Source organism: Mesorhizobium sp. B2-2-3, assembly GCF_006442405.1.
GTDB lineage: Bacteria > Pseudomonadota > Alphaproteobacteria > Rhizobiales > Rhizobiaceae > Mesorhizobium.
This window is the reverse complement of the sequence record NZ_VFWC01000013.1, coordinates 1-24,855: the sequence shown is the minus strand read 5'-3', so window position 1 is coordinate 24,855 and position 24,855 is coordinate 1. Positions and strand designations below refer to the sequence as shown.

Genomic DNA, 24,855 nt, shown 5'->3' with positions numbered 1-24,855 from the left:
TGGGCGCCGCCTCTCGGAAGAAAGCCTCAGAACGCCGGTAGTGTCGGCCGCACCGCCAGTGCGTCCTTGACGATCTTCTCGACCGCCTTGCGGCGCTCGCCCGACAGCGGCTGGCGCGGCATGCGGACGCGGTCGTTGGTTTGAATGGCGAACACCTCGGCAAGCTTGATGTTCTGCACCAGATAGGTCGAGACGTCGAGATCAAGCAGCGGCCGGAACCAGCGATAGATGGCGAGCGCCTCTTCGCGGCGGCCCCGCTGCATCAGCTGGTAGATCGCCACCGTCTCGCGCGGGAAGGCGGTGACGAGACCGGCCACCCAGCCGATGGCGCCCACCGACAGCGCCTCGAAAGCGAGATTGTCGACGCCGGTAAACAGGTCGTAGCGGCTGCCCAGGCGATTGATGATCTCGGTCGAGCGCCTGATGTCGTCGGAGGATTCCTTGATGGCGACGAAGCGCTCGTCCGACGCCAGCTCCTCCATCTGGTCGACGGTGACATCCACGCGGTAGGCGAGCCGGTTGGAATAGATCATGACCGGCAAGTCGCCGGCCTCCGCGACGGCGCGCAGCGCCGCCACCGTCTCTTCCGCATTGGTATGGTAGATCGGGCTGGGCACCACCATCAGGCCGTTGGCGCCTTCCTTGGCGGCGCGGCGGGCGATGCTGGCGGCCTCGCGTGTCCCGGCCTCGTTCACCGTCAGCAGCACCGGTTTCTTGCCAGCCACCTTCTGCGCGGTTTTCAGCACTTCAATCTTTTCGTCATGGGACAGCATCGGCCCTTCGCCGAGCGATCCGCAGACGATGATGCCGTCGCAGCCGGCCTCCATCTGCAAGCCGAAGCAGCGCTCCATCTCGGCATGGTCGAGGCGGTCGTCCGTGGTGAATTTAGTCGTGACGGCTGGGAAAACTCCGGTCCACATGGTCATCGCTCCTCTGATATATCAGCCGTATATCTATTAAGAAAGCCGCTGTCAACACGGATTCTCCTATGATATATGCAAAATATATCAGGAGACTGCCTTTGATATCCATGCAAATGAGCGCTGCGTTCGAGCCGGCTGCGACCAAGGCCTACCGCATGCTCGAGCATATGATTGTCACGCTCGAACTGGCGCCGGCGAGTTTCGTCACTGAAGGCGGCCTGATCGAGAAGCTGGCGCTCGGCCGTACGCCGGTGCGCGAGGCGATCCAGAGACTGGCTTGGGAAGGACTGCTCGACGTGCGGCCGCGCGCAGGCATCGCCATCGCGCCGCTGCACCCCGGCGACTGGCTGCGCGTCCTCGACGCGCGCCGCGGCGTCGAGGTGGTGCTGGCCCGCTCCGCGGCGCGCTTCGTCACCCGCGACGCAGCCGACCTCTTCCACGATGCCGCGCTTGCCATGCAGAAGGCTGTCATCTCCGGCAACGTGCTTGCCTTCATCCAGGCCGACAAGACGCTGGACGAGGCGCTGGCGCGGGCTGCCGACAACCCGTTCGCGGCTAGGCTGGCTGCCCCGCTGCAGACCCATAGCCGCCGCTTCTGGTTCCGCTACAAGGCCGATACCGGCCTGGCGGAATCGGCCGAACATCACGTCGCGCTGATCCGCTCGATTGTCGACGGTGACGAGGAAGCCGCCGCGAAGGATGCCAAGCGGCTGATGGCATTGCTGCGCGCCCATGCCGAGGCGGCCGCCACACGTTGAAGCATACCGCCCGACACCGACCTCGGTTCAGGACAGTGCATGCCCAAGACTACGCGTCGCCTGAACCGCTTCGACGCGATGAGGCTCAGGCTCCTGGCAAGGCCGCCTTGATCGTCGGGCTGTCCCAGCCCTCGCCGACGGACAGGATGCAACTCTGGCCCTTGGTGTCGGAGGCGAGGACGGTCCAACTGCCCTGTTCGGAAACGAACACCTCAAGCACCACGTTGGGATTGATCAGGCCACGCCCGGCCTCGCTTTCGTGGAAATTCTCGCCGAGCGCCTTGACGATGTCGGCGCGTGCCGCACATTGGCCGGCTGCATTCGCCGGCCCTATCGATAGCGCCGCCGCGGCGCATAGCAGCATGGACATAAGACGTTGTGCCATCGGACACCTCCTTGCGCCCGACGATGCGATGCTAACGGTCAGCCGTCGGCGCTCTGGTTGCCTGCCATGCCTCCTCCAGGGCAGGATCGTAGCTCTAAGTCCTGGCGCCCTCGCCGGTTCCATCACATTAGCGTTTGCAAAATAAACGGCCCGAGCCAGGGGACTCGGGCCGTAGATTTTTGGGTGGTCCTGCCGGCCTGCGCGGCCGCAGCCGAAGGCGAGGACGCGCAAGCGGACAAGCGTCCGGCTAGTTCATCGTCGGGATGACGAACTCGGCCCCGTCCTTGATGCCGGCCCGCGCGCCCCGCAGCCGAAGGCGAGGACGCGCAAGCAGACAAGCGTCCGGCTAGTTCATCGTCGGGATGACGAACTCGGCCCCGTCCTTGATGCCGGACGGCCAGCGCGAGGTGACCGTCTTGGTCTTGGTGTAGAAGCGGAACGCGTCCGGACCGTGCTGGTTGAGATCGCCGAAGGACGACGCCTTCCAGCCACCGAACGTGTAGTAGGCGATCGGCACCGGGATCGGCACGTTGACGCCGACCATGCCGACCTGCACCCTGGAAGCAAAGTCTCGCGCGGCGTCGCCGTCGCGCGTGTAGATGGCGACGCCATTGCCCATCTCGTGGTCATTGGCGAGCTTGATGGCGTTCTCGTAGGTCGGCGCGCGCACCACCGACAGCACCGGCCCGAAGATCTCTTCCTTGTAGATGCGCATGTCCGACGTGACGTTGTCGAACAGGCAGCCGCCCATATAGTAGCCGTTCTCGTAGCCCTGCATCTTGAAGCCGCGACCGTCGACGACCAGCTTGGCGCCTTCCTTGACGCCGATATCGACATAGCCCTTCACCCGCTCCAGCGCCTGAGCGGTGACCAGCGGGCCAAAATCGGCGGCGGAATCCGTCGAGGGGCCGACCTTCAGGCTTTCGACGCGCGGCACCAGTTTTTCCATCAGCCGGTTGGCGGTGTCGTTGCCGACAGGGACCGCCACCGAGATCGCCATGCAGCGCTCGCCGGCCGATCCGTAGCCCGCGCCGATCAGTGCATCGACGGTCTGGTCCATGTCGGCGTCGGGCATGATGATCATGTGGTTCTTGGCGCCGCCGAAGCACTGCACGCGCTTGCCCGACGCGGTACCGCGCGAATAGATGTAATGAGCGATCGGCGTCGAGCCGACGAAGCCGATAGCCTTGATATCGGGGTCGTCAAGGATGGCGTCGACGACTTCCTTGTCGCCGTTGACGACGTTGAGGATACCGGCAGGCAGGCCCGCCTCGATGAACAGCTCGGCGATGCGGATCGGCACGCCCGGGTCGCGCTCGGAAGGCTTCAGGATGAAGGCGTTGCCGCAGGCGATCGCCGGCGCGATCTTCCACAGCGGGATCATCGCCGGAAAGTTGAACGGCGTGATGCCGGCGACGACGCCGAGCGGCTGGCGCATCGAATAGACGTCGATGCCGGGGCCGGCACCGTCGGTGAATTCACCCTTCATCATGTGCGGCGCGCCGATGCAGACCTCGACCACTTCGAGGCCGCGCTGGATGTCGCCCCTGGCATCGGCGATCGTCTTGCCGTGCTCTCGCGCCAGGATGTCGGCCAGTTCGTCATAGTCGCGGGCGACCAGTTCAAGGAACTTCATAAGGACGCGCACGCGGCGCTGCGGGTTGGTCGCGGCCCATTTCGGCTGCGCCGCCTTGGCGTTCTCGACCGCCGCGCGCAGTTCCGCCTGCGAGGCCAGCGCCACCGTGCCGCGCACAGAGCCGTCCATCGGCTGCATCACGTCCTGCTTGCGACCGCTGGTGCCGGCGACACGCTTGCCGCCGATGAAATGACCGTATTCGATCATGATGTCTCTCCCTGGGTTTGTGATGGTGCATTGTCCGCCTTTGGCACGCCGATGGCAACGCGAGGGAGAACGCAACCGTTGTGCGGAAAATAGACAACGGTTGACGGGAGAGCATCAATTCTCGCAAATGGGAAGGATCACGAAGACGACGCCCAAGGATTGGCAGGTTGAGTTCCTTCACCACAGAACGCGACATTGAAAATTGTCATCCGGACCATCCCCATGAACTGGGATGACGTCCGCATCTTTCTCGCCGTGGCGCGCGCCGGGCAAATCCTTGGCGCGGCGAGGCGCCTGGAACTCAATCACGCCACCGTCTCGCGCCGCATCGCCGCACTTGAAGACGCGCTGCGCACGAAACTCTTTCGCCGGCTGACCACCGGCAGCGAGCTGACGCCCGCCGGCGAGCGCTTCCTCGACATTGCCGAGCGCATGGAGGGCGACATGATCGCCGCCCGCTCGACAATATCAGGCGAAGGCGACGACGTTTCGGGCACGGTGCGGATCGGCGCGCCGGACGGGTTTGGCGTCGCGTTCCTCGCCCGGCGCCTCGGCGCACTGACCGCGCTGCACCGTGAATTGACGATTCAGCTCGTACCGGTGCCGCGCTCCTTCTCCCTGTCTCGCCGCGAGGCCGACATTGCCATCACCGTCGAGCGCCCGACCGAGGGCCGGCTGGTAGCGGGCAAGCTGGTCGACTACTCGCTCGGCCTGTTTGCCTCACGTGCCTATGCTGAAGCCCACGGCCTGCCCCAGACCGCTGCCGAGCTGGGACGGCACACATTGATCGGCTATGTGCCGGACCTCATCGTCAGCCCATCGCTCGACTACGCCGCCGAATTCAGCGCGGACTGGCGCACCAGCTTCGCCATTTCCTCCGCGCTCGGGCAGGCCGAAGCGGTGCGGTCGGGCGCCGGCATCGGCATCCTGCACACTTTCGTCGCCCGCTCGATGCCGGAACTGGTGGCCGTCGACGTGGTGGCGCCCATCCGCCGTGCCTACTGGCTGGTCTATCACGAATCGGTCAGGCCGCTGCGCCGCGTCCAGATCGTTGCCTCCTTCATCACAAAGGCGGTGGAGCGGGAGAGAAATCTTTTCGTCTGACGCATGTCGGCCATCGCAGCTTCTTCCACGACACCGAGAACGGCATGATGGTGCTCGACCCCGCCTTCTTCGCCAGATGACGAGTATCTCCCCCATTCCAATCGGTCGCCACCGAAGTGACCATCCGGTGGGCTTACCGGCTCCTGTTCGACGAGGGCTGGGTGAAACAGGCGTTCTGACGCGATATCCCCCGGCCGCGCCCGCCGATGGCGAGCGGGCGGCGTCTATTTCAGATAGCGCTCCTGCGCCAGCGCGCGGGCGTCGATATCGGGCACTTTGTTCGAGATGATGTCGGCCAGCACCTTGGCCGAGCCGCAAGCCATGGTCCAGCCGAGCGTTCCATGGCCGGTGTTGAGGTAGAGATTGGAAAGCTCCGTGCGCCCAATCAGCGGCGGCCCGTCCGGCGTCATCGGCCGCAGGCCGCACCAGAACGTCGCCTCCCGCATGGCGCCGGCTCCCGGGAACAGGTCGCCGACCGAGTGTTCGAGCGTGCGCCGTCGCGATTCGTGCAGCCGGAGGTCGAACCCGGAAATCTCGGCCGTGCCGCCGACGCGGATGCGGTCGCCGAGCCTCGTGATCGCGACCTTGTAGGTTTCGTCCATCACCGTCGACACCGGCGCGGCGGCGGCATCCTTGATCGGCACCGTGATCGAATAGCCCTTGACCGGATAGACCGGGATCGGCCGCTTCATCCGGCGCATGAAGTCCGACGAATAACTGCCCAGCGCCATCACATAGGCGTCGGCGGTCAGCCAGCCCTTGCTGGTGCTCATATTGTTGACGCGGTTGCGGCTGCGGATGACGCGCCATATCGTCGTGTCGTATTCGAACTTGACCCCGCGTGCCACGCAAAGCTCGGCCAGCCTGTCGGTGAACATCTTGCAGTCACCGGTCTCGTCGCCCGGCAGCCTCAGGCCGCCGACGAATTTTTCGCGCACTGCGGCCAGAGCCGGTTCCGCCGCGATGCAGCCGTCCTGGTCGAGGACTTCGTAGGGCACGCCATATCTCTTCAGCACCTCGACATCGCCTGATGTGCCGTCGAGCTGCTTTTGCGTGCGAAACAGCTGCAGCGTGCCCTGCGTCCGCTCGTCATAGGCTATGCCGGTTGCCTCGCGCAGCGCCTTCAGCGTGTCGCGGCTGTATTCGGCCAGCGGCACCATGCGCGATTTGTTGACCGCGTAGCGTTCGGCGGTGCAGTTGCGCAGCATTTTGACCAGCCACGTCCACATATGTGGATCGAAGGCCGGCCGCACCACCAGCGGACCATGCTTCATCAGCAGCCATTTGATCGCCTTGAGGGGGATACCGGGCCCGGCCCAAGGCGAGGCATAGCCGGGCGAAATCTCGCCGGCATTGGCGAAGCTGGTTTCCAGTCCCGGCCCTTTCTGGCGGTCGATCACGGTCACCTCGTGGCCAGCCTCGGCGAGATAATAGGCCGTGGTCACCCCGATCACGCCACTGCCCAGCACCATGATTTTCATTCATTCACTCCTTGCCGCGCCGAGCGTCCTCAGGACGCCCGTGGACGCGGCCGTATTTTTGATTTGCGCATGATCCCGAGCGAAAATCGATGTCGATCTTCGAGACCACGCGCCGTTGCCCATTTCACGCCGCCGAGGGACCGGGGTCGTCTTCTTCTGTCTGCCGCATTCCGGCCGTCTCGCCAAGAGGCCGCCAATCGGCTGCGGCACTGTAGACGAGCCTGAGCCCGTGCGGTCTCCGCTCGTCAGCCTGGTCTTTCTGCCTGACCGTGCGCCGGGCAGCTTCGGGCTGGTAGAGCACGGCCTTGATCAGGATCGACTCCCGCCTGCCGTCGGCGTGTTCGACCGTTGCCGTCTGGCCTTGCGCCATGCCAAGCATGCAGAGCCCGCGCCTCGTTGCGACCGACAGGCTCGAGCCGACCGGCCCGCGCACCTCGTGCTGCACCAGGGTTCGCGTCTCGGCGGGACCGGCATCGACGCCGAACACCACCCTGCTGTTCAGCGTAACGATGTCGGGGCCGACCGAATCGATCGGCACGACATCGGCGCCTGAAAGCTTGTGTTCGAGCATGCGCACGATCGGATCCGCGAATGCCCGCCGGCGCTCCAGCATGACTTCGAGGACGGCGAAGTCCTTCGTCGTCAGGCAGCAATTCGTGCTCGTCATCACCGCCTCCGCCATCAAGCTCGTCGCGGGCCGGAAGCCGGCGCATCGACGGCCTCGACGGTCACTGACAGTTCCCGGCCGCCACGACCGTTCCAGCAAACCGTCTGCCCGACGCTCGCGCCAATGAGCGCGGTTCCCATCGGCGTCAGCACCGAGATCCGGTTCTCGGCTATGTCGGCCTCACCCGGGTAGACCAGCATGATGCGCTGGGCGTCGCCGCTTTCGCCGCGCACGATCACCGTCGAACCCATTCGCACCACACCGGCCGGCATCGCCGCCGCGCTCCTGACGACGGCCCTGTCCATTTCCGAAAGCAGCTCCTCGGCCGTCTCGGGCGCGCGATCGAGCAAAGCCCTCGCAAGGCCCGTCAGCCTGTCATGGTCGGCGTCGCTGATCAGAAGATGGCTGTTTGGACGCAGTTCTTTCGCGTGTTGCATGGCAAACCTCATGGACCGGCGCATCGAGCGGATGCGCGCCTGCCGGCGCGCTGGCGGCGGCGTGATGAAAGGCCGGCAGCCGCGAAGGGCTGTTCGGCTTGATGGCGATTGTGGATGGATGGATGCCCCGGTACGGACGGACGCCGGAAGGCGGCCGCGCCGGGGCTACGATCCCGCGATCGGGCAGACCCTGAAGAAGGTTTTGATATAAGCGAGCTTGCTCATGTGCCAAAGCTTGCCGAATGGCGCCCGCTTGTCAAGCGCGGCCAAACCGCTCAACCGCCCAGATAGCGCCGGTGAAAACGCGTTCCGAGGCTGGCCAGGATTTCATACCCGATGGTGCCGGCATGGTCGGCAGCATCGTCGACGCTCTGTGAGGGCCCTAGCAACTCCACCAGGTCGCCCTCTCCGAGCCGGCCGGGCGGCAAGGCGGAAATGTCGAGAATGATCGAGTCCATCGACACGCGCCCGAGGAAAGGCAGGCGCACCGCCTCGAACCATGCGGCCGAAGCGGAGCGGCGCAGCCAGCCGTCCGCATAGCCGAATGAAATCGTCGCCAGGCTGAGCGGGCCCTGCGCATGGTAGCTGTGGCCATAGCCGACGCCAGTGCCCTTTTGGACACTGCGCGTCTGCGCCACCTTGGCCTGCAGCCCGACCACGGGCAGCATCGGGTTGGCTTCGCCAGGCGTCGGGTTGATGCCGTAGAGGGCGGCACCGGGCCGGGCGAGATCGCAATGATAAAGCGGGCCTAAAAAGATGCCGGAGGAGTTGGCGAGCGAGGCCGGCGCCACGGGTAGCATGGCACGCAACCGCGCGAATGCCAGCCTCTGCTGTTCATTGGCCGGGTGGCGCGGTTCATCGGCGCAGGCCAGGTGGCTCATCACATATCTGACGTCGATGCCATCGAAAGCGCCGAGATCCCCGGCCACCGCCTCGACCTCGGCTGGCGCCATCCCAAGCCGCGACATGCCGCTGTCGACCTGGACGGCAGCCGGGAGCCGGCGCCCGGCGCGGTGTGCCGCTGCGCGCCAGGCTTGCAACTGTGCGCCACTGTTGATGACAGCGCACAAGCCAGCCGCCACCGCTTCCGGCTCGGAACCCGGCGGCAGCCCGTTCAGCACGTAGATGTCCGGTCCGGCCCCCACCGCCTTGCGCAGCGCGATGCCTTCGGACAGCAGCGCGACGAAGAAGATGTCGCAGCCTTCCTTCATCAGCGCCGATGCCACTTGCGCGGCGCCGAGACCGTAGCCGTCGGCCTTGACCACGCCCGCGCAGCGCACGCCGCCCAGCCGCGCCTTCAGCCGCCGGTAATTTTCGCGGATCGCGCCAAGGTCGATGGTGAGGATGGCCCCGGCAGCAGCCTCGCTTGTGGCGTCGGCTTCCTCGGGCAGCGATCTTTTGGGGGCGTCGTGCATGGCGGCCCTTCTTGTGGCGGATGGACATCAATAAGACGGTCGAACCGGCGCGGCAACCGCTGGCGTTTGAACCGCGGCCTCGGCCCGTCCAGCTATGGCACAAGGTGACGGAACGCCGTCACCACGTCTTCATAGACCTTGCGCTTGAACGGCACGATCAGGTCGGGCAGCTCCTGCATCGGCCGCCACGACCATTTGTCGAATTCGGCGGTGTGGCCGCCGGGCGGCGGATTGATCTGGATCTCGCTGGTATCGCCATGGAAGCGGAAGGCGAACCATCGCTGCGTCTGACCCCGATAGCGCCCCTTGAAGGCGACGCCGACCAGGTTGTCCGGCAGATCATAGTTGATCCAGTCCGGCGCCTCGGCGAGCAGCGAGACGCTGCGCATGCCGGTCTCCTCATAGAGCTCCCGCTCCGCCGCCTGCAGGGGCTCCTCGCCCTTGTCGATGCCGCCTTGCGGCATCTGCCAGAGCTGCGTGGTGCCGGCGAATTCGCTGTCCGGCTCGGCTATGCGATGGCCGACCCAGACCAGGCCCTCGGCGTTGAGGATCATCAGCCCGACACAGGGACGGTAGGGCAGCGTCTCGCGGTCGACCTTCTTCGTCTTCGGCATCATTCAGTCTTTCAAGCTGTTTCCCGGTAGCTAGCCCTTTTGCGGATCGATCGCCACCGCTGAAATCGGCACGATCTCGATGCCGCGTTTCTTGGCCTCGGCCGCCCATGACGACACCGTGTCGACCGTCAGGTCGAAAGCGGAGCCGATGCCGACCGCGGTTCCCTTGGCACGGGCGGTCGCCTCCAGGCTGTCCAGTTTCTTCAGGATGGCGCCGCGATCCTGCACGGCGTCGATCGCCGTGTCGCCGGAGACGAAGGGCACGCCGTCCTTCAGCGCCAGATCCGGCGCCAGGCTACGCGCCGACGAGCCGTCGTCGATATAGGCGAGCCCGCGTTTGCCGAGCTCGGCCATGAAGGGTTCCATTGCCGCCGGGTCGGCGGAAAACCGCGCGCCCATATAGTTCATGACACCGGTATAGTTCGTCGTCCGCGACAGTGCCCAGCGCAGGTTCTTCAGGTTCTCTTCCGCGCTCGCCGCCACCGTCAGCGTGTTGCGACCGGGGTTGACATTGGGATAGTCGAACGGTTCGAGCGGCACCTGCATGACGATCTCGTGGCCGCTCTGCCGGGCGGCCTGCATCCAGCGGCCGATGCTGTTGCCTTGCGGCGCGAACGCCAGCGTCACTTCCGCCGGAAGCTTGGCGATGGCCGCCTGGGTGCCGGTCTGTGAGACCGCGAGCCCGCCGATGACGATCGCCACGCGGGCGCCGCGCGCGCCTGACCACGGCCGCGCATAGACATCGAAGGGCCGCCGGCCGTCTGCGGCGCGCACCGGCAAGGGGCCGGCATCACCGGCCTCGATCAGCGCCCTGTCGGGAATATGCGCGATCTTCAGGTTTTGGCCGATGGTCGACGGATCGCGGATGACGATTGCCGCCTTGGGCGGACCATCGCCTTCCTCTGTCTGCACATGGATGATATGCGGGCCTCCAGCCTTGGCCGGCATTTCCGCCTTTGGCATCGTGACCGGCGCTAGAGCGGACGGCGCAGCGGTCGGCTCCGGCACCACTTTCGGCGTCGAAACCGCGACTTCCTGCGGCTTGCGAAACGGCTTGTCCCTGAGCGCGATCGCGCCGGAGACGCCGACAACGGCCAGCACGACGAACGCAGCCACGAGCGCACCCGCGCTGACCTTGCCGGCGGCGCGCGGCGGACGGACAGTCAGCCCGAGCGGTCGTTCGATGTCCTTGCCGATATCAGCCAAGCCCTGTCCCCGTCCGCATGGCTTCGAACATGGAACCGTTTCGAAGAGACATGCGCGAATTCTTCATGCCGGCGCACCCCTGGCGCCCTGTATCGAGGGATTCGCGTTACCCCCGAATCAAACTGCCGGAACCTTTCGGTCCCGGCAGCATCGCATTGCTTCCATCGGGCGGCCAGACCCGTTGTTGGCCGCCACCTGTTACTGGTTGAGGACAGCCTTCTGCGGATTGGGCGGGAAGGACGGATCGGTCTTCTGGCCGCGCAGCAGCTGCTCGGCATAGATGAGCTGGAGGTCGTCCTTCGGATCCGGTGGCACATAGGCTGCCGAGCCCGAACCGGTCGAGCTCTCGTCGGCACCCTTGATGTGGCCCTTGAGGTCGGATTCGCCGCGCGTCAGGTCCCTGCCCTGCAGTTCCGGCGGCAGCGGCTGGTCGACCTTGATGTCGGGCGTGATGCCCTTGCCCTGGATCGACTTGCCGGACGGCGTGTAATAGAGCGCCGTCGTCAGCCTGAGCGCGCCATTCTCGCCAAGCGGGATGATGGTCTGCACCGAACCCTTGCCGAAGGACTGCGTTCCAACCACCGTGGCGCGGCGCAGGTCCTGCAGCGCGCCAGCGACGATTTCGGACGCGCTCGCCGATCCGCCATTGACCAGCACGATCAGCGGCTTGCCGCCGATATCGTCGACCTGCTTGGACTTGGCGTCGAAGCGGGTGACATCCTTCGGATCGCGACCGCGCGTCGACACGATCTCGCCGCGGTTGAGGAAGGCATCCGATACGCTCACCGCCTGATCGAGCAGACCGCCGGGATTGAGGCGCAGATCGAGCACATAGCCCTTGAGCTTGTCGTTCGGCACCTGCTTCTTGATGGTGTCGATGGCATTCTCGAGGTCGTCATAGGTCTTTTCGGTGAAGGAGGTGATCTTCATGTAGCCGATGTCGTTCTCGACCCGAAACTTGACCGCCTTGACCTTGATGATGTCGCGCACCACCGTCAGCTCGATCGGCTTGTCGGCGCCCTGGCGCAGGATGGTGAGCTTGATCGGCGTGTTGACCAGGCCGCGCATCTTGTCGACCGCGTCGTTCAGGGTCAGGCCGCGAACCTCCTCGCCATCGATCTTGGCGATGTAATCGCCTGCCAGCACGCCCGCCTTGGCGGCCGGCGTATCGTCGATCGGCGTGATCACCTTGACCAGGTCGTTCTCCATGGTGACCTCGATGCCGAGGCCGCCGAATTCACCCTTGGTCTGCACGCGCATGTCCTGCGCCTGCTCGGCGTTCATGTACGAGGAGTGCGGGTCGAGCGAGGCAAGCATGCCGTTGATGGCGTTCTCGACCAGCGATTTGTCGTCGGGCGGTGTCACATACTGCGCCCGCACCCGCTCGAAGATATCGCCGAAGATCGCCAGTTGCTTGTAGGTCTCCGACCCCGCAGCGTTCGCTGCCGAGCCGGGCGCGCCATAGACCAGGCTCATGGCGGACGCGCCCATCAGCGCACCGGCAAACAGAAGCGACAGTTTCCGCATCATTTCACGTCCTTCCAGAAAAACGGTCCGCCCACCATGGGGTCGGATCGACGGGTTTTCCATCCTTGCGGAACTCGACATAGAGCTCCGGCGTGGCATTTCCATTCTTCGAAGCCGAGGTGCTTGCCACCCGGGCCTCTCCCATCGCACCGACCGGCTCTCCTGCGAGCACTGATTGGCCGGTTGCGACGCTGATTCTGCTCATCCCCGCCAAGACGACATGATAACCGTCGCCGGCATTCAGGATCAAGAGTTGACCGTAGGAGCGAAACGGCCCCGCATAAAGCACATTCCCATCCGCCGGTGCGGTGACGATGGCGCCCGATTGTGTCGCAACCATGTCCCCAAGCATCACCGCGCCGTTACCGTCTTCGGCGCCGAACCGGCGTTTGATGCGGCCGATGACCGGCAGCGCGATCTGTCCTTGCAGCGCCGAGAAGGGTGCCGCAGCGGCAAGCCGGTTGGCCTCGGGAACCGGCAGCGACGCCGTCATATCGCCGCCCGCCTTATCCCTGCCCGCCTTGTCGCCGCCCGCCTTGTCGCCGCCGGCTTGGCCGGCCTCCGCGGCCTTTGCGGCATCCGCGGCCTTGCGGTTGCGTTCGGCCTGGGCTTCGAGCGAGGCGATCAATTCCTTCAGGCTGCTGGCCTTGGCCGCGAGCTCCTCGGAATGCTGTCGCTCGGCCGACAACTGCGCCTGCGTGTCGGCTTCGAGCTTCTGCTTGGCTTCCAGCAGCATGCCGAGCCGCTTCTTTTCCGCAGTCTGCTCGCCGACTGCCGCCGTCAGCCGTGCCCGCTCGGCCTCGATCGAGGCCGTCACTCTTGTCTGCTCCTTGAGGTCGGCCAGGAGCCTGTCGGTCTGCTGGCGCAATTCAGGCACCACGGCGCCAAGCAAGATGGCGCTGCGCACCGACGACAGCGCGTCCTCCGGCTTGACCAGGATCGCCGGCGGCGGGTTCAGCCCCATGCGCTGCAATGCGCCCAGCACCTCCGCCAGCACGTCGCGCCGCGCCATCAGCGAGGCGCGGATCTTCTGCTGCTGGGTCTTCAGCCCCTCCAGCTTGGCGCCGATGTCCTCGATGTCCTGCCCAAGCTTTTGCTCGGTCATTGCCGACTGGATCAGCGCGGCGGTGATCGAGGCGTGGTCCTTCTTGACTGCGGCGATGTCGGCGGCCAGCTTGGCCAGCCGCTCGGACGACAGGCTTATCTCCTTGGAGATCTGTTCGTATTCGGCGCGGCTCTGGTCCGGATCGGGGGCCATGTCGAGCGTGTTCTCGGCCCATGCGGCATTGAGCGAAAGGATGACCACCGCCGCCGCGATGCCGCAGCGCGCGCGCCAGGAGCCCGCTGTCGATGAGCCCGTCGTCGATTTCCAGCCTTCAGCCATGCGGGATGGACTCTATCTGCGGCTTCGTTAACGAACCATCAACCATATTAATGCGCATCGCCCAAAACTGTGCAGCGGTTTCGCACACCGGTGAGCAAAATAGGGAAAGCCGGCCCGAAGCCGTGATCTTGCGCGGCATTGGGGCGGAATTCGGTGCGATGCGACCTTCAGGTTCTGTGATAGGGGTGGCCGGACAGGATCGTCGAGACCCTGTAGAGCTGCTCTGCCAGCATCACCCGCACCAATTGGTGCGGCCATGTCAGCGCACCGAAAGACATCACCAGCTCGGCCTGGGCGCGCAACGACGGATCGTGGCCATCGGCGCCGCCTATGGCCAGCGCCAGCGCCTTGCGGCCAGCGTCGCGCAATTGGCCGATGCGGCCGGCGAAATCTTCCGAGGACAGGTTCTTGCCGCGCTCGTCGAGCAGGATCAGCGCCGAGCCGGGCTGCAACTGCGCCTGCAGCCTTGCGCCTTCATCGCGCCGGCGTTCATCGGCGTTCTGGGCGCGGCCTTCGGCGATCTCGGCGATGCCGGAGAATTCGAGGCCGACAGCCGGGCCGCTCTTGGAGAAACGCTCGAAATAGCGGTCGGCGAGTTCTCTCTCGGGGCCGCTTTTCATCCGGCCCACGGCATGAACGGTAATCTTCATCCTCGCCTCAGAGGGCCGCCGATGCGTGTCGCCCGAAAATCGTCAATGGGCCAGGAACCACGGCACGCATCCAAACCAACCGGCTCAGTGCAAGGTCTCTTCCTCGAGGTCCGGCGCCTGCCACATCTTTTCGAGATTGTAGAATTCGCGGACTTCGGGGCGGAAGACATGGACGATAATGTCGCCTGAATCGATCAGGACCCAGTCGGCGCCGGACAGCCCCTCGACACGCGCCGTGCCGAGGCCGGCATCCTTCAACGCCTTGAGGAGATGATCGGCAACAGCCGAGACATGACGGTGCGATCGACCCGACGCGACGACCATGTAGTCGCCGAGGCTCGATTTTCCCTGAATGTCGATTGAGACGATGTTTTCGGCCTTGGAGTCTTCCAGACTGGCAAGGACTGTCTTGATGGCGCGGGACACGGCGTCGTTTACGCTGATCCCGGCCGGCGAAGGCACGATGTCGGCCTTCTTCCGCAGTGCTGTTCTCAGTGTATTTCCTTTCGCAGCAAGAACAACCAAATCACCCCTGAAAGCGGGTGACACCGCTTAGATAGGCAGAGTTCCGTTGCAGTTTCAAGACGGAGCCCCGCTTCCATGCGAACTCATTGAGGCTCCGCTTGTTCCGCGCGACACGCAAAAGATCGGAACCCAGGCGTTCCGCAGGGGTTATCGGCTGATTGATCAACCGGAATCCCATTATGCCGATCGACCCGCAAAATGCCCTCCTGACCGTGCAGGCGGGGCTCTCTCAGCTCAGCGCGCTCATTGTCTCCTATTCCCTTTCGGCGGTCGGCGCCGTCATCCTTCTGGTTGTCGGCTACATCGTCGCCGGCTTTGCCGAGCGTTCGATTTTTGCCGGCCTGGGCCACATCCATGGCTTTGACCAGACGCTGCGGCACTTCTTTTCCAAGATCGTCCGCTATGCCATCCTCGTCCTGGTCGTCATCATGGTGCTCGGCCAGTTCGGCGTGCAGACGGCCTCGATCATCGCCGCGATCGGCGCCATCGGCCTGGCCATCGGCCTGGCGCTGCAAGGCACGCTGCAGAACATTGCCGCCGGGATCATGCTTTTGGCATTGCGGCCGTTCCGCATCGGCGAATCCGTCGAAGTCGGGTCCATTGCCGGCTCGATCGAGGAAATCGGCCTTTTCGCCACCAAGCTCCGGAGCGCCGAAGGCGTCTACATCCTGGCGCCCAACTCGACGCTGTGGAACCAGCCGGTGCGCAATTTTTCGCGCAACGGCGTGCGGCGCGGCGACATCACCCTCTCGATCGGCTCCTGGAACGACATCGACCGCGCCCAGAAGACGCTGCTTGCGATCGCCGCCGCCGAGCGCCGCATCAAGCGTGAGCCGGCGCCGACCGCCTTTGTCGCGGCATTGGGCGAAAGCACCGTCTCGATCACCTTGCGCTACTGGACATCATCGGCGGATTTCCTCGCCGCCCAGGCCGACCTCACCAAGCGGGCCAAGCAGGAGTTCGACCGCGAACGCATATCGATCCCGCTGCCGCCACCGCAGGCCCCGGCGCCGGAAACCCGCCGGCAATAGTCAATCGCCCCTGTGCCGGTGCTGTTCGTCCGGCGCGAAGGCGAGTTCCACCGGCAATGGCGCCTGCGCCGTCATCGGCGCGAAGCTGCCGGTTTCGGTTGCCGGCACCGGCCGCGCGGTGAACACGCGCAAAAGCACGAACAGGCAGAAGACGCAGGCGATGACCACTGTTACATAGATGAAGGCCTGCGTGCCGAAGACGGCTGACAGCGCGGTCACGATGCCCGGCACGATGAAGCCGGACAGCGACCAGGCAAACAACAAGGAACTCGACAGCGCCACCATGTCGTCCTTGCCGGCGCGGTCGGCGGCGTGCGCACTGGCCAACGAGTAGATCGATTCCGAGGCGCCGTCCCACATCACATAGATCACCAGCAGCACCGCCAGCGTACCGCCGTCGAAGCCGAGCGCAAACATCCCTGCCGCCGCGGCGATCGCGGATGCCGCGACCAGCACATAGCGGCGATCGGTGCGGTCGGAAATCCAGCCGAGCGGAACCTGCAGGATCAGCGTGCCGAGCGGCATCACCGAAAGCAGCAGCGCCACGTCGGCCTGGCTGTACCCCTTCGCGGTGGCGTGGATCGGCGCAAAACCGGAAATCGACATGGACAGGCCACCGACCGCCAGCATGCCGGCGACGCCGACCGGCGAAATCCGCCAGGCCCGGCGCAGCGCCACCGATGCCGCCTGCGGCGCCGGCGGCTGGGCCAGCCGGGTCATCCCGACGGGCAGGATGGATAGCGCGGTGAAGGCTATGCCGATCAGCGATGCATCCGCCGTCCTGATGTCGACCAGCGCCAGCGTCGCATAGCCGATGCCGAGCCCGCCGACATAGGCGACGTAGAAGACCGCCATTACCCTGCCGCGTATGGCGTTGGCCACGGCATCGTTGAGCCAGCTCTGCGCGACGATGAAAAGCCCGCATATGGCAAAGCCGTAGAGAGCGCGCGCCGCGATCCACAACAGGGGGTGCGGCCCGGCGCCGATTGCGGCATTCGACAGCGCGATCAGCGCCGACAGCACCATGAAGGCACGGGCATGGCCAACCCTGCGCACCAGCGGTCCGGTCAGGATGCAGCCGGCGAGACCACCCGCCGACAGACCGGTGACGATCAGACCGGCCCAGGTCGGATCGAAGCCTTCCACGCCGAGCCGGACGGGGATGTAAGCGAACATCAGCCCGTTGCCGATGGCGATCAGCGCCATCGACACCACGACGCTGGCAATCGCGATCAGCGGCGTGGGCGTGTCGCCGTGCCTCGGTTCCGTTTCGGTTTGGCTTTTCACGAGAGTGGTCATATCAGCGCAAGATCATCCATTCGATGACGAAAGGCCGCCGCAAAAGCGACATTGCCGGACTTGCCTTCCTCCTTGCGAAGAAAGGGCGCTGTGCCGATCAGCCCTTCGCCTGCTCGCGGATAGCCGTCGACGACAGCGACGAGCGCGGGCCGTGGATGAAGGTCCACGCGGGCGCCTTCATGCGGGCGAGCCTTGGCGCATCGCCTTCGTCGATGCGGGCATAGTCGAAGGTCTTGGCCACGACCGACGACAGGAACGACAGCGTCGCGCCCGGACGATCGATGACCGCGATCGGGAAGGTCATGACGATTTCGCGCCAGCGCTGCCAGCGGTGGAAATCGCGCAAGCTGTCGGCGCCCATGATCCAGACGAAGTCGACGCCGGGATTGCGCGCCTTGACCAGCGCCAGCGCGTCGGCGGTGTAGCGCACATGATGCGCCGCTTCGAAGGCGGTGACCTTGATCTTCGGGTTCTTGGCGATCTTCTCGGACAGGCGCAGCCGTTCGGCCAGCGGCGCCAACTCGTGCGTGTTCTTCAGCGGATTGCCCGGGGTGACCATCCACCACAACTGATCGAGCGCCAGCCGCCTGAGCGCGATCTCGGCGACCAGCGCGTGGCCGGCATGCGGCGGATTGAACGAGCCGCCGAACAGGCCGACGGCAAGGCCTTTGCCGGCATGCGGCATTTTGAGGTAGCTGGACGGGATAGGTTGCTCAAGCAGGGAAAGCATTCGCTAGGCACCCCCCTCTGTCCTGCCGGACATCTCCCCCACAAGGGGGGAGATTAGCAGCTTCGGTGAAGGCACAAATCTTGCAGCATTGAAGATCGGCGAAACCAAAAATGTCAGCCAATCTCCCCCCTTGCGGGGGAGATGTCCGGCAGGACAGAGGGGGGTGGCTGGGCGCAAGCTTCAGGCCCTTTGGACGAAAAGCGTCAAGGCCTCACCTGTCCCGAGCCGCGCACGCGGTATTTGAACGAGGTCAGTTGCTCGACGCCAACGGGCCCGCGCGCGTGCATCTTGCCGGTGGCGATGCCGATCTCGGCGCCCATGCCGAACTCGCCGCCATCGGCGAACTGCGTTGAGGCGTTGTGCAGCAGGATCGCCGAGTCGATCTCGTTGAAGAACCGTTCCACCGCCTGCGCGTCCTCGGCGACGATCGCCTCGGTGTGATGGGAGGAGAAAGTCTCGATATGCTCGATTGCGTCAGCGACACCGTCGACCAGCTTCACCGCGATGACGGCGTCGAGATATTCGGTGACCCAGTCGGCATCGGTCGCCGGCTTGGCGTCGAAGAACAGCTTCAGCACCTCGGCATCGGCATGGATCTCGCAGCCCGCGGCGCGCAAGGCGTCGAGGATCGGCACCAGGTGGGTGGAGGCAACCGCACGGTCGACCAGCAGCGTTTCGGCAGCGCCGCAGACGCCGGTGCGCCGCATCTTGGCGTTGACGGCGATGCCGACCGCCATGTCGAGCTTGGCCGAGCGGTCGACATAGAGATGGCAGATGCCTTCCAGATGCGCGAAGACCGGCACCCGGGCCTCGGTCTGCACCCGCTCGACCAGGCTCTTGCCGCCGCGTGGGATGATGACGTCGAGATTGCCGCCGAGGCCTTTCAGCATTTCGCCGACGGCGGCGCGGTCGGTGGTCGGCACAAGCTGGATGGCGTCCTGCGGCAGGCCGGCTGCCTTCAAGCCGTCGACCAGGCAAGCGTGGATCACCGAAGACGAGTTCAGCGAATCCGAGCCGCCGCGCAGGATCACCGGGTTGCCGGCCTTGAGGCAGAGCGCGCCGGCATCCGCCGTGACGTTCGGCCGGCTCTCATAGATGACGCCGATGACGCCGAGCGGTGTGCGCACGCGCTCGATCTGCAGGCCATTCGGCCGCTCCCAACTGGCGATCACGTCGCCGACGGGATCGCCGAGTTCGGCAAGCTCGCGAATGCCTTGGGCCATGGCGCGGATGCGGGCGGGATTGAGCTTCAGCCGGTCCATGGAGGACGCCGACAGACCGGCTTCATGCCCGTTCGCGATGTCGATGGCATTGGCGTCGAGTATGGCTCGCTCGCGGGCGATGATCGCCTCCGCCATGGCGGCAAGTGCCGCGTTCTTGGCGGCTGTCGTGGCGATGGCCAGCGGTCGTGCGGCGGCGCGGGCACGGCGGCCGAGGTCGGCCATGGTCGCCACTGTATCGTTCCGGGATTTTTCATGCAGCTTCAGCATGGCTCATCCTCCGCTCGTTACTTGGTCGCCCGCGAGGCTGACCACAAGGTCGTCGCGGTGGATCATCGCCGAACGCGCCTCGTAGCCGAGCACGGTCTCGATTTCGGTTGTCTTCAGGCCTGCGATCCTTACGGCATCCGCGGCATCATAGGCAACCAGCCCGCGGGCGATCTCGCGACCCTCGGGCGACAGGATCGCCACCGTATCGCCGCGCGAGAAATTGCCGCTGACCAGCTTGACACCGGCCGGCAGCAGCGACTTGCCCGATGTCAGCGCCCCGACGGCGCCGGCATCGACGGTGAGCCTTCCCGCCGGTTCGAGCTGGCCGGCGATCCAGCTCTTGTAGCCTTTCACCGGGTTGGCGCTCGGCCGGAAGAAGGTGGCGCGCTCGCCGCGCTCGATCGCCATCAGCGGCGAAAGCCGCGTGCCGGCGGTAATGATCATGGCCGTGCCGGCCGCAGTGGCGATCTTACCGGCGTCGAGCTTCGTGCGCATGCCGCCGCGCGACAGTTCGGAAGCCGCGGCACCCGCCATCGCTTCGATCTCAGGCGTGATGCGATCGACCACCGCGACGAATTTGGCCTCCGGGTCACGCGCCGGCGGCGCGGTGTAGAGACCGTCGATATCCGAGAGCAGCACCAAAAGGTCGGCGCCCATCATCGTCGCCACCCGCGCGGCCAGTCGGTCATTGTCGCCATAGCGGATCTCGGAGGTCGCCACGGTGTCGTTCTCGTTGATGACCGGCACCGCCTTCATCTTCAAGAGCGTCGAGATCGTCGCCCGGGCGTTGAGGTAGCGGCGGCGCTCCTCGGTGTCGCCAAGCGTGAGCAGGATCTGGCCCGATTTCAACCCGCCCTTGCCGAGCGCATCCGACCAGGCGCCGGCCAGCGCGATCTGGCCGACGGCTGCGGCCGCCTGGCTCTCCTCGAGCTTCAGCGCCCTTTTTCCAAGATCCAGAATGGTACGGCCCAGCGCGATGGCGCCCGACGACACGACCAGGATTTCCGCGCCGCCTTGAGCCAGCACGGCAATGTCGTCGGCCAGCGACGCCAGCCAGTCGCGCTTCAGCCCGGCGGTGCGGTCGACCAGAAGCGCCGAACCGATCTTGACGGTGATGCGCCGGTATTTCTTCAGCGACTGCACGGTCATGCTATTTTTCCCAGCGCGTGTCGACCGGCGCCGCGATCGCGTCGCGCGCTTCGGCCACGACCGCCATCAGCGCGCGCAGCACCGCTTCGACCCCTTCGCCGGTGACCGCCGACAGAAGCATCGGCGCACGGCCGGCGGCGCGCTTCAGCGACGCGACCTTCTTCTTGCGCTCATCCGCATCAAGCGTGTCGACCTGCGAAAGGGCCAGTATCTCGGCCTTGTCGGTCAAGCCATGGCCATAGGCTTCGAGTTCGGCGCGCACGGTCTTGTAGGCCTTGCCGGGGTTCTCCTCCTGCGCCGACACCAGGTGCAGCAGCACGCGCGTGCGCTCGACATGGCCAAGGAAGCGATCGCCGATGCCGACGCCCTCATGCGCGCCTTCGATGAGGCCGGGAATGTCGGCGATGACGAATTCGCGCGCATCGATGCGTGCCACCCCCAGGCCGGGATGCAGCGTGGTGAAGGGATAGTCGGCGATCTTCGGCTTGGCGGCGGTGACGGAGGCGAGAAAGGTCGATTTGCCGGCATTGGGCAGCCCGACCAGCCCGGCATCGGCGATCAGCTTCAGCCTGAGCCAGATGTTGAGCTCCTCGCCGGGCTGACCCGGATTGGCGCGGCGCGGCGCCTGGTTGGTCGAGGTCTTGAAGTGCTGGTTGCCGAAGCCGCCATTGCCGCCCTTGGCCAGCAGGAAGCGCTGGCCGACCACGGTGAGGTCGCAGATCAGCGTCTCGTTGTCCTCTTCGAACACCTGCGTTCCAGCCGGCACTTTCAGCGTGACGTCGGCGCCCTTGGCGCCGGTCATGTTGCGGCCCATGCCATGAGTGCCGGTCTTGGCCTTGAAATGCTGCTGGTAGCGGTAGTCGATCAGCGTGTTCAGCCCGTCGACCGCTTCCAGCCAGACGTCGCCGCCGCGGCCGCCATCGCCGCCGTCCGGTCCGCCGAACTCGATGAACTTCTCGCGCCGGAACGACACGGAACCCGCGCCCCCGTCGCCGGAGCGGACATAGACCTTGGCTTGATCGAGAAATTTCATCGGACAGCAGTTTCTTTATTGGCCTTGCGGCATTGCTCTAAACCTTGCGCCTTGCTCTAAACCAAGGCGCGGCGAAGGGCGAGGCCGTTTTGTGACAGTGGCCGCGCGGGGTTGGCCGGAGATGACGGATGAAGCTTGTAACTTACAACATCCAGTACGGCATCGGTCTTGACGGGCAGTACGATGTCGCGCGCATTGCCGACGCGGTGCGCGGTGCCGACGTGATCGCGCTGCAGGAGGTCACCCGCAACAATCCCAGGAACGGCGGACGCGACATGGTCGCCGAGATCGGCGAGGCGCTGCCCGACTATTTCGCCGTCTATGGCAGCAATTTCGAGGCCAATATCGGCTCGCGCATCGAAAACGGCCGCGCCATCACCACCACCTTCCAACTCGGCAACATGGTGCTTTCGAAGACGCCCATTCATCTGTCGCGCAACCTGCTCCTGCCGCGAAGCCGCAGCTTCGAGATGATGAACTTCCAGCGCGGCGCGCTGGAGGCGCTGATCGAGACGCCGCTTGGTTTCATCCGCTTCTATTCCATCCATCTCGATCACCGCAGCCCGGTCGAGCGCGCCAGCCAGATCCAGTTCCTGCGCCGGCGCCTGTTGAACTATGCGCTTGAAGGCGGCGCGCTGTCCGGCGTCGCCGAGATCGGCCTGCCGGAACTGCCGCACCCCGAGGCCTTCGTCGGCATGGGCGACTTCAACATGCTGGCCGGATCGCCCGAATATGTCGAACTCGCCGGCCGGCCGGACCACGAATTCGGCATGCCGCTGACCGCCGACTTCGCCGTCGATGCCGCCCTGCGCCTCAATGTCGCCGGCGACGATCTCGTCAGCTGGGTCGACCCCAAGGACCCCGGCAATACCGACCGCCACAAGCGCATCGACTATATCTTCACCAGCGCCTCGCTTGCCCGGTCGCTGAAGCGCCTGTGGGTCGACCGAAAGGCTGTTGGCTCGGACCATCTGCCGGTATGGGCCGAACTGGGCTGAGCCCAAATCGATGCACGATTCTTTCCGAACCTTTGACCAGAGGCCCAGCGCCGATGTGTGCTGAGATTCAGGTCAGGCCGAGCCGAAAACGTTGGTTTTCGAGAACCGGAGCGGAGCGTACTTAAAGTACGCGAGCACCGGAAGCGCAGAAAATCAGCGTTTGCAGGCCGGCCTCACCTGAATATCGGCACACATCAAAAATGTACCCAGTTGCGCAGGCTGGTCCATGTCTTCCGGTCGAGGCGGTAACGCTCGACCGGCACCTGGCCGGCGACAATCGAGTTCAGCATGCCCTGGCCGGCATACTGGAAGCCGCATTTGTGGATCACCCGGCGCGAGGCCGGATTGATGACCCGCGTCGAGGCATGCAGCACCTGGATGTTTGTGCGCTGGAACGCGAGATCGACCAGGGCGTGCGACGCCTCGGTGGCGAAGCCGCGCTTCCAGTAGGGTTCTCCGATCCAGTAGCCGAGCTCCAGTCCGCGGTCGGTGGTGTTCAATCCGGCGCAGCCGACGAAGGTTTCAGTGCCTGCCAGCGTCAGCGCATAGGCGATGCCGGCGCGGCGCGACTTGGCCATGGCCAGGAAAGCGCGTGCCTCGGCCTCGCCATAGGGATGCGGCATGCGCGCCAGCATCTCGGCGACATGACGGTTGTCGGCGAGCTCGACCAGTTGCGCGATGTCGCTTTCGCACGGAGCCCGCATCACCAGCCGCTCGGTGACCAGCACCGGGCAATCGATCGCATAACTTTCGTCTTCTGAGTCTTCCGCTTCGGCAACCATGTCAAAGTCCTCCAGGCACAAGAAAAAAGGGAGATGGAAACCCATCTCCCCTGATCCTTTTCCTGGCTTTGCCAAACCTTCTGGCTTCCAGACACCGGTTCCCGAGATGGGCTGCCGGTGTTGTGGTGCGGAACCGGCTACTCCGCTGCTTTGGTAATCGGGTTGACCGATACGTAGGTTCGGCCGTTGGCTTTTTTGTTGAACGTCACGGCGCCGGCTTCAAGCGCGAAAAGCGTGTGATCCGTACCCATGCCGACGTTGACGCCGGGATGCCAGGTGGTGCCGCGTTGACGAATGATGATGTTGCCCGGGATGACGGCTTCGCCGCCGAACTTCTTCACGCCCAGACGCTTGGAATGCGAGTCGCGACCGTTGCGCGACGAGCCGCCAGCTTTCTTGTGTGCCATCTAACTAACTCCGATGCGCCCAGGGGCGCTTGAATGGTCTTATGAACGCGTTCGCGTTCCGTTTCAAGTCCGATCCGGCGACGTTTCGCGCCGGTTGGCCTTACTTCTTCGCCAGTTCCTTGGCCTGCTCGCGCCAGTCCTTGATCTGGTCGGCGCTGAACGGCATGTTCTCGTCGATCTTGGCCACATCCTTCTCGGTCAGCTTGGCGAGCTGCGCGAAGGTGATGATGCCCTGTTCGTTGAGATCCTTGGCGGCGACCGGGCCAATGCCCTTGATCACGGTCAGATCGTCCGGCTCGCCCTTCGGCGCCTTGAACAGCGGCGCTGCCGCGGTCTCGGCCTTTGCCTCTTCCTTCGGGGCGTCCTTCTTGGCCTTGGCTTCCTTCGGCGCCGCGTCGGCGGCTACCTCGGCCTTGGCTTCCGCCTTGGCAGCGGCCTTCTTGGCCGGCTTGGCGCCACCCAGCAGGATCTCGGAGATCCTGACCGTGGTCAGCAACTGGCGATGGCCGATCTTGCGGCGCGAATTCTGGCGGCGGCGCTTCTTGAAGGCGATGACCGTGCGGTTCTTGCCCTGCTCGACGACCTCGGCGGTGACAACCGCGCCGTCGACGAACGGTGCGCCGAACGTGACATTCTCGCCCTCGCCATGCGCGAGCACGTGGCCGATCTCGACGATATCGCCGACATTGGCTTCGACTTTTTCGATCTTCAGGAGATCGTTGGCGGCGACGCGATACTGCTTGCCGCCCGTTTTGATGACTGCGAACATTTTTTGCCTTTCGCTGTTCGGTCGGCCTCGATGAACCGCCTGTGGCGGTTCGGCCGTCTTTTTGTCAGTCTGCGGGTTCAAAAAACAAGCGGCGCGGAAGAACCCTCCACGCCGATTGCGCGCTGTCCCTAACCGAAGGTTTGTCGCGAGTCAAGGCAAACGGCCAGATTCTGTCGTAAGCAGATGAGTTGTCCGGATTAGGTAGCACGTGAGTTGTCCGGTTTTATCGCCAGCGGATGGAGGCTGGG

General features: G+C 65.0%; 25 protein-coding genes. 4 read left to right on the top strand and 21 right to left on the bottom strand.

Annotated features, from left to right (window positions below):
• Nucleotides 1-26: 26 nt before the first annotated feature.
• Entirely contained in the window at nt 27-920 is an 894-nt protein-coding gene (locus FJ951_RS22290; protein ID WP_140517527.1) for a dihydrodipicolinate synthase family protein, read from the bottom strand.
• Nucleotides 921-1,030: 110 nt separating this feature from the next.
• Between FJ951_RS22290 and FJ951_RS22285 the strand changes: the two genes are divergently transcribed.
• Nucleotides 1,031-1,681, top strand: coding sequence for a GntR family transcriptional regulator (locus FJ951_RS22285; RefSeq protein WP_181168621.1), 651 nt, complete (start codon nt 1,031-1,033; stop codon nt 1,679-1,681).
• Nucleotides 1,682-1,766: 85 nt separating this feature from the next.
• Here the strand turns inward: FJ951_RS22285 and FJ951_RS22280 are convergent, their stop codons facing one another.
• Nucleotides 1,767-2,066: a hypothetical protein gene (locus FJ951_RS22280; protein WP_140517526.1), complete on the bottom strand. Its 300-nt coding sequence runs from the start codon at nt 2,064-2,066 to the stop codon at nt 1,767-1,769.
• Nucleotides 2,067-2,412: 346 nt separating this feature from the next.
• A complete protein-coding gene (locus tag FJ951_RS22275) occupies nt 2,413-3,909 on the bottom strand; it encodes a CoA-acylating methylmalonate-semialdehyde dehydrogenase (protein WP_140517525.1) in 1,497 nt (498 codons plus the stop codon).
• A gap of 222 nt (nt 3,910-4,131) precedes the next feature.
• Here FJ951_RS22275 and FJ951_RS22270 point away from each other — a divergent pair, with 222 nt between their 5' ends.
• Nucleotides 4,132-5,013 (top strand): LysR family transcriptional regulator, encoded by an 882-nt coding sequence (locus tag FJ951_RS22270; protein ID WP_140517524.1) that lies wholly within the window; start codon nt 4,132-4,134, stop codon nt 5,011-5,013.
• Between the two features lie 224 nt (nt 5,014-5,237).
• On the opposite strand, the gene FJ951_RS22265 is transcribed toward FJ951_RS22270, so the two are convergent.
• The 10 genes from FJ951_RS22265 to rsfS all read right to left on the bottom strand — a co-directional run bounded on the left by FJ951_RS22265 (nt 5,238) and on the right by rsfS (nt 14,856).
• Nucleotides 5,238-6,494 carry a D-amino acid dehydrogenase gene (locus FJ951_RS22265; protein WP_140517523.1) on the bottom strand — a complete coding sequence of 419 codons (1,257 nt, stop codon included), beginning with the start codon at nt 6,492-6,494 and terminating at the stop codon, nt 5,238-5,240.
• 124 nt (nt 6,495-6,618) lie between these two features.
• Entirely contained in the window at nt 6,619-7,161 is a 543-nt protein-coding gene (locus FJ951_RS22260) for a nucleoside-diphosphate kinase (protein ID WP_140517522.1), read from the bottom strand.
• 14 nt (nt 7,162-7,175) lie between these two features.
• Nucleotides 7,176-7,598 carry a nucleoside diphosphate kinase regulator gene (gene rnk, locus FJ951_RS22255; RefSeq protein WP_140517521.1) on the bottom strand — a complete coding sequence of 141 codons (423 nt, stop codon included), beginning with the start codon at nt 7,596-7,598 and terminating at the stop codon, nt 7,176-7,178.
• Between the two features lie 275 nt (nt 7,599-7,873).
• Nucleotides 7,874-9,013 (bottom strand): alanine racemase, encoded by a 1,140-nt coding sequence (alr, locus tag FJ951_RS22250; RefSeq protein WP_140517520.1) that lies wholly within the window; start codon nt 9,011-9,013, stop codon nt 7,874-7,876.
• A 92-nt stretch (nt 9,014-9,105) separates the two neighbouring features.
• On the bottom strand, nt 9,106-9,627 hold the full coding sequence (locus FJ951_RS22245) for an RNA pyrophosphohydrolase (protein WP_140517610.1): 522 nt from the start codon (nt 9,625-9,627) through the stop codon (nt 9,106-9,108).
• Nucleotides 9,628-9,657: 30 nt separating this feature from the next.
• Nucleotides 9,658-10,833: a divergent polysaccharide deacetylase family protein gene (locus FJ951_RS22240; protein WP_140517519.1), complete on the bottom strand. Its 1,176-nt coding sequence runs from the start codon at nt 10,831-10,833 to the stop codon at nt 9,658-9,660.
• A 198-nt stretch (nt 10,834-11,031) separates the two neighbouring features.
• Entirely contained in the window at nt 11,032-12,363 is a 1,332-nt protein-coding gene (locus FJ951_RS22235) for a S41 family peptidase (RefSeq protein ID WP_181168618.1), read from the bottom strand.
• 1 nt (nt 12,364) lies between these two features.
• On the bottom strand, nt 12,365-13,744 hold the full coding sequence (locus FJ951_RS22230; protein WP_140517518.1) for a murein hydrolase activator EnvC: 1,380 nt from the start codon (nt 13,742-13,744) through the stop codon (nt 12,365-12,367).
• A gap of 167 nt (nt 13,745-13,911) precedes the next feature.
• Complete coding sequence (gene rlmH / locus FJ951_RS22225) at nt 13,912-14,394, bottom strand: 23S rRNA (pseudouridine(1915)-N(3))-methyltransferase RlmH (protein WP_140517517.1); 483 nt, start codon at nt 14,392-14,394, stop codon at nt 13,912-13,914.
• An 84-nt stretch (nt 14,395-14,478) separates the two neighbouring features.
• The gene (rsfS, locus tag FJ951_RS22220) at nt 14,479-14,856 is read right to left on the bottom strand and encodes a ribosome silencing factor (RefSeq protein ID WP_135902362.1); all 378 of its coding nucleotides are present in this window, start codon (nt 14,854-14,856) and stop codon (nt 14,479-14,481) included.
• 242 nt (nt 14,857-15,098) lie between these two features.
• Here rsfS and FJ951_RS22215 point away from each other — a divergent pair, with 242 nt between their 5' ends.
• Nucleotides 15,099-15,950 (top strand): mechanosensitive ion channel domain-containing protein, encoded by an 852-nt coding sequence (locus tag FJ951_RS22215; protein WP_140517516.1) that lies wholly within the window; start codon nt 15,099-15,101, stop codon nt 15,948-15,950.
• On the opposite strand, the gene FJ951_RS22210 is transcribed toward FJ951_RS22215, so the two are convergent.
• The 5 genes from FJ951_RS22210 to obgE all read right to left on the bottom strand — a co-directional run bounded on the left by FJ951_RS22210 (nt 15,951) and on the right by obgE (nt 21,651).
• A complete protein-coding gene (locus tag FJ951_RS22210; protein WP_140517515.1) occupies nt 15,951-17,249 on the bottom strand; it encodes an MFS transporter in 1,299 nt (432 codons plus the stop codon). It lies immediately after the preceding gene.
• A gap of 97 nt (nt 17,250-17,346) precedes the next feature.
• Entirely contained in the window at nt 17,347-17,934 is a 588-nt protein-coding gene (locus tag FJ951_RS22205) for a nicotinate-nucleotide adenylyltransferase (protein WP_140493506.1), read from the bottom strand.
• A 248-nt stretch (nt 17,935-18,182) separates the two neighbouring features.
• Nucleotides 18,183-19,469: a glutamate-5-semialdehyde dehydrogenase gene (locus tag FJ951_RS22200; RefSeq protein WP_140517514.1), complete on the bottom strand. Its 1,287-nt coding sequence runs from the start codon at nt 19,467-19,469 to the stop codon at nt 18,183-18,185.
• A gap of 3 nt (nt 19,470-19,472) precedes the next feature.
• Nucleotides 19,473-20,612: a glutamate 5-kinase gene (proB, locus tag FJ951_RS22195; RefSeq protein WP_140517608.1), complete on the bottom strand. Its 1,140-nt coding sequence runs from the start codon at nt 20,610-20,612 to the stop codon at nt 19,473-19,475.
• A gap of 7 nt (nt 20,613-20,619) precedes the next feature.
• On the bottom strand, nt 20,620-21,651 hold the full coding sequence (gene obgE / locus FJ951_RS22190; protein ID WP_140493021.1) for a GTPase ObgE: 1,032 nt from the start codon (nt 21,649-21,651) through the stop codon (nt 20,620-20,622).
• A gap of 128 nt (nt 21,652-21,779) precedes the next feature.
• On the opposite strand from obgE, the gene FJ951_RS22185 reads away from it, so the two are divergent.
• Nucleotides 21,780-22,649, top strand: coding sequence for an endonuclease/exonuclease/phosphatase family protein (locus tag FJ951_RS22185; RefSeq protein WP_140517513.1), 870 nt, complete (start codon nt 21,780-21,782; stop codon nt 22,647-22,649).
• 194 nt (nt 22,650-22,843) lie between these two features.
• Here the strand turns inward: FJ951_RS22185 and FJ951_RS22180 are convergent, their stop codons facing one another.
• The 3 genes from FJ951_RS22180 to FJ951_RS22170 form a co-directional block, all read right to left on the bottom strand.
• The gene (locus FJ951_RS22180) at nt 22,844-23,431 is read right to left on the bottom strand and encodes a GNAT family protein (RefSeq protein WP_181167376.1); all 588 of its coding nucleotides are present in this window, start codon (nt 23,429-23,431) and stop codon (nt 22,844-22,846) included.
• A gap of 137 nt (nt 23,432-23,568) precedes the next feature.
• Nucleotides 23,569-23,838, bottom strand: a complete 270-nt coding sequence (gene rpmA, locus FJ951_RS22175) for a 50S ribosomal protein L27 (RefSeq protein ID WP_140493012.1) — start codon at nt 23,836-23,838, stop codon at nt 23,569-23,571.
• Between the two features lie 100 nt (nt 23,839-23,938).
• A complete protein-coding gene (locus tag FJ951_RS22170) occupies nt 23,939-24,607 on the bottom strand; it encodes a 50S ribosomal protein L21 (RefSeq protein ID WP_140517511.1) in 669 nt (222 codons plus the stop codon).
• Nucleotides 24,608-24,855 lie beyond the last annotated feature (248 nt).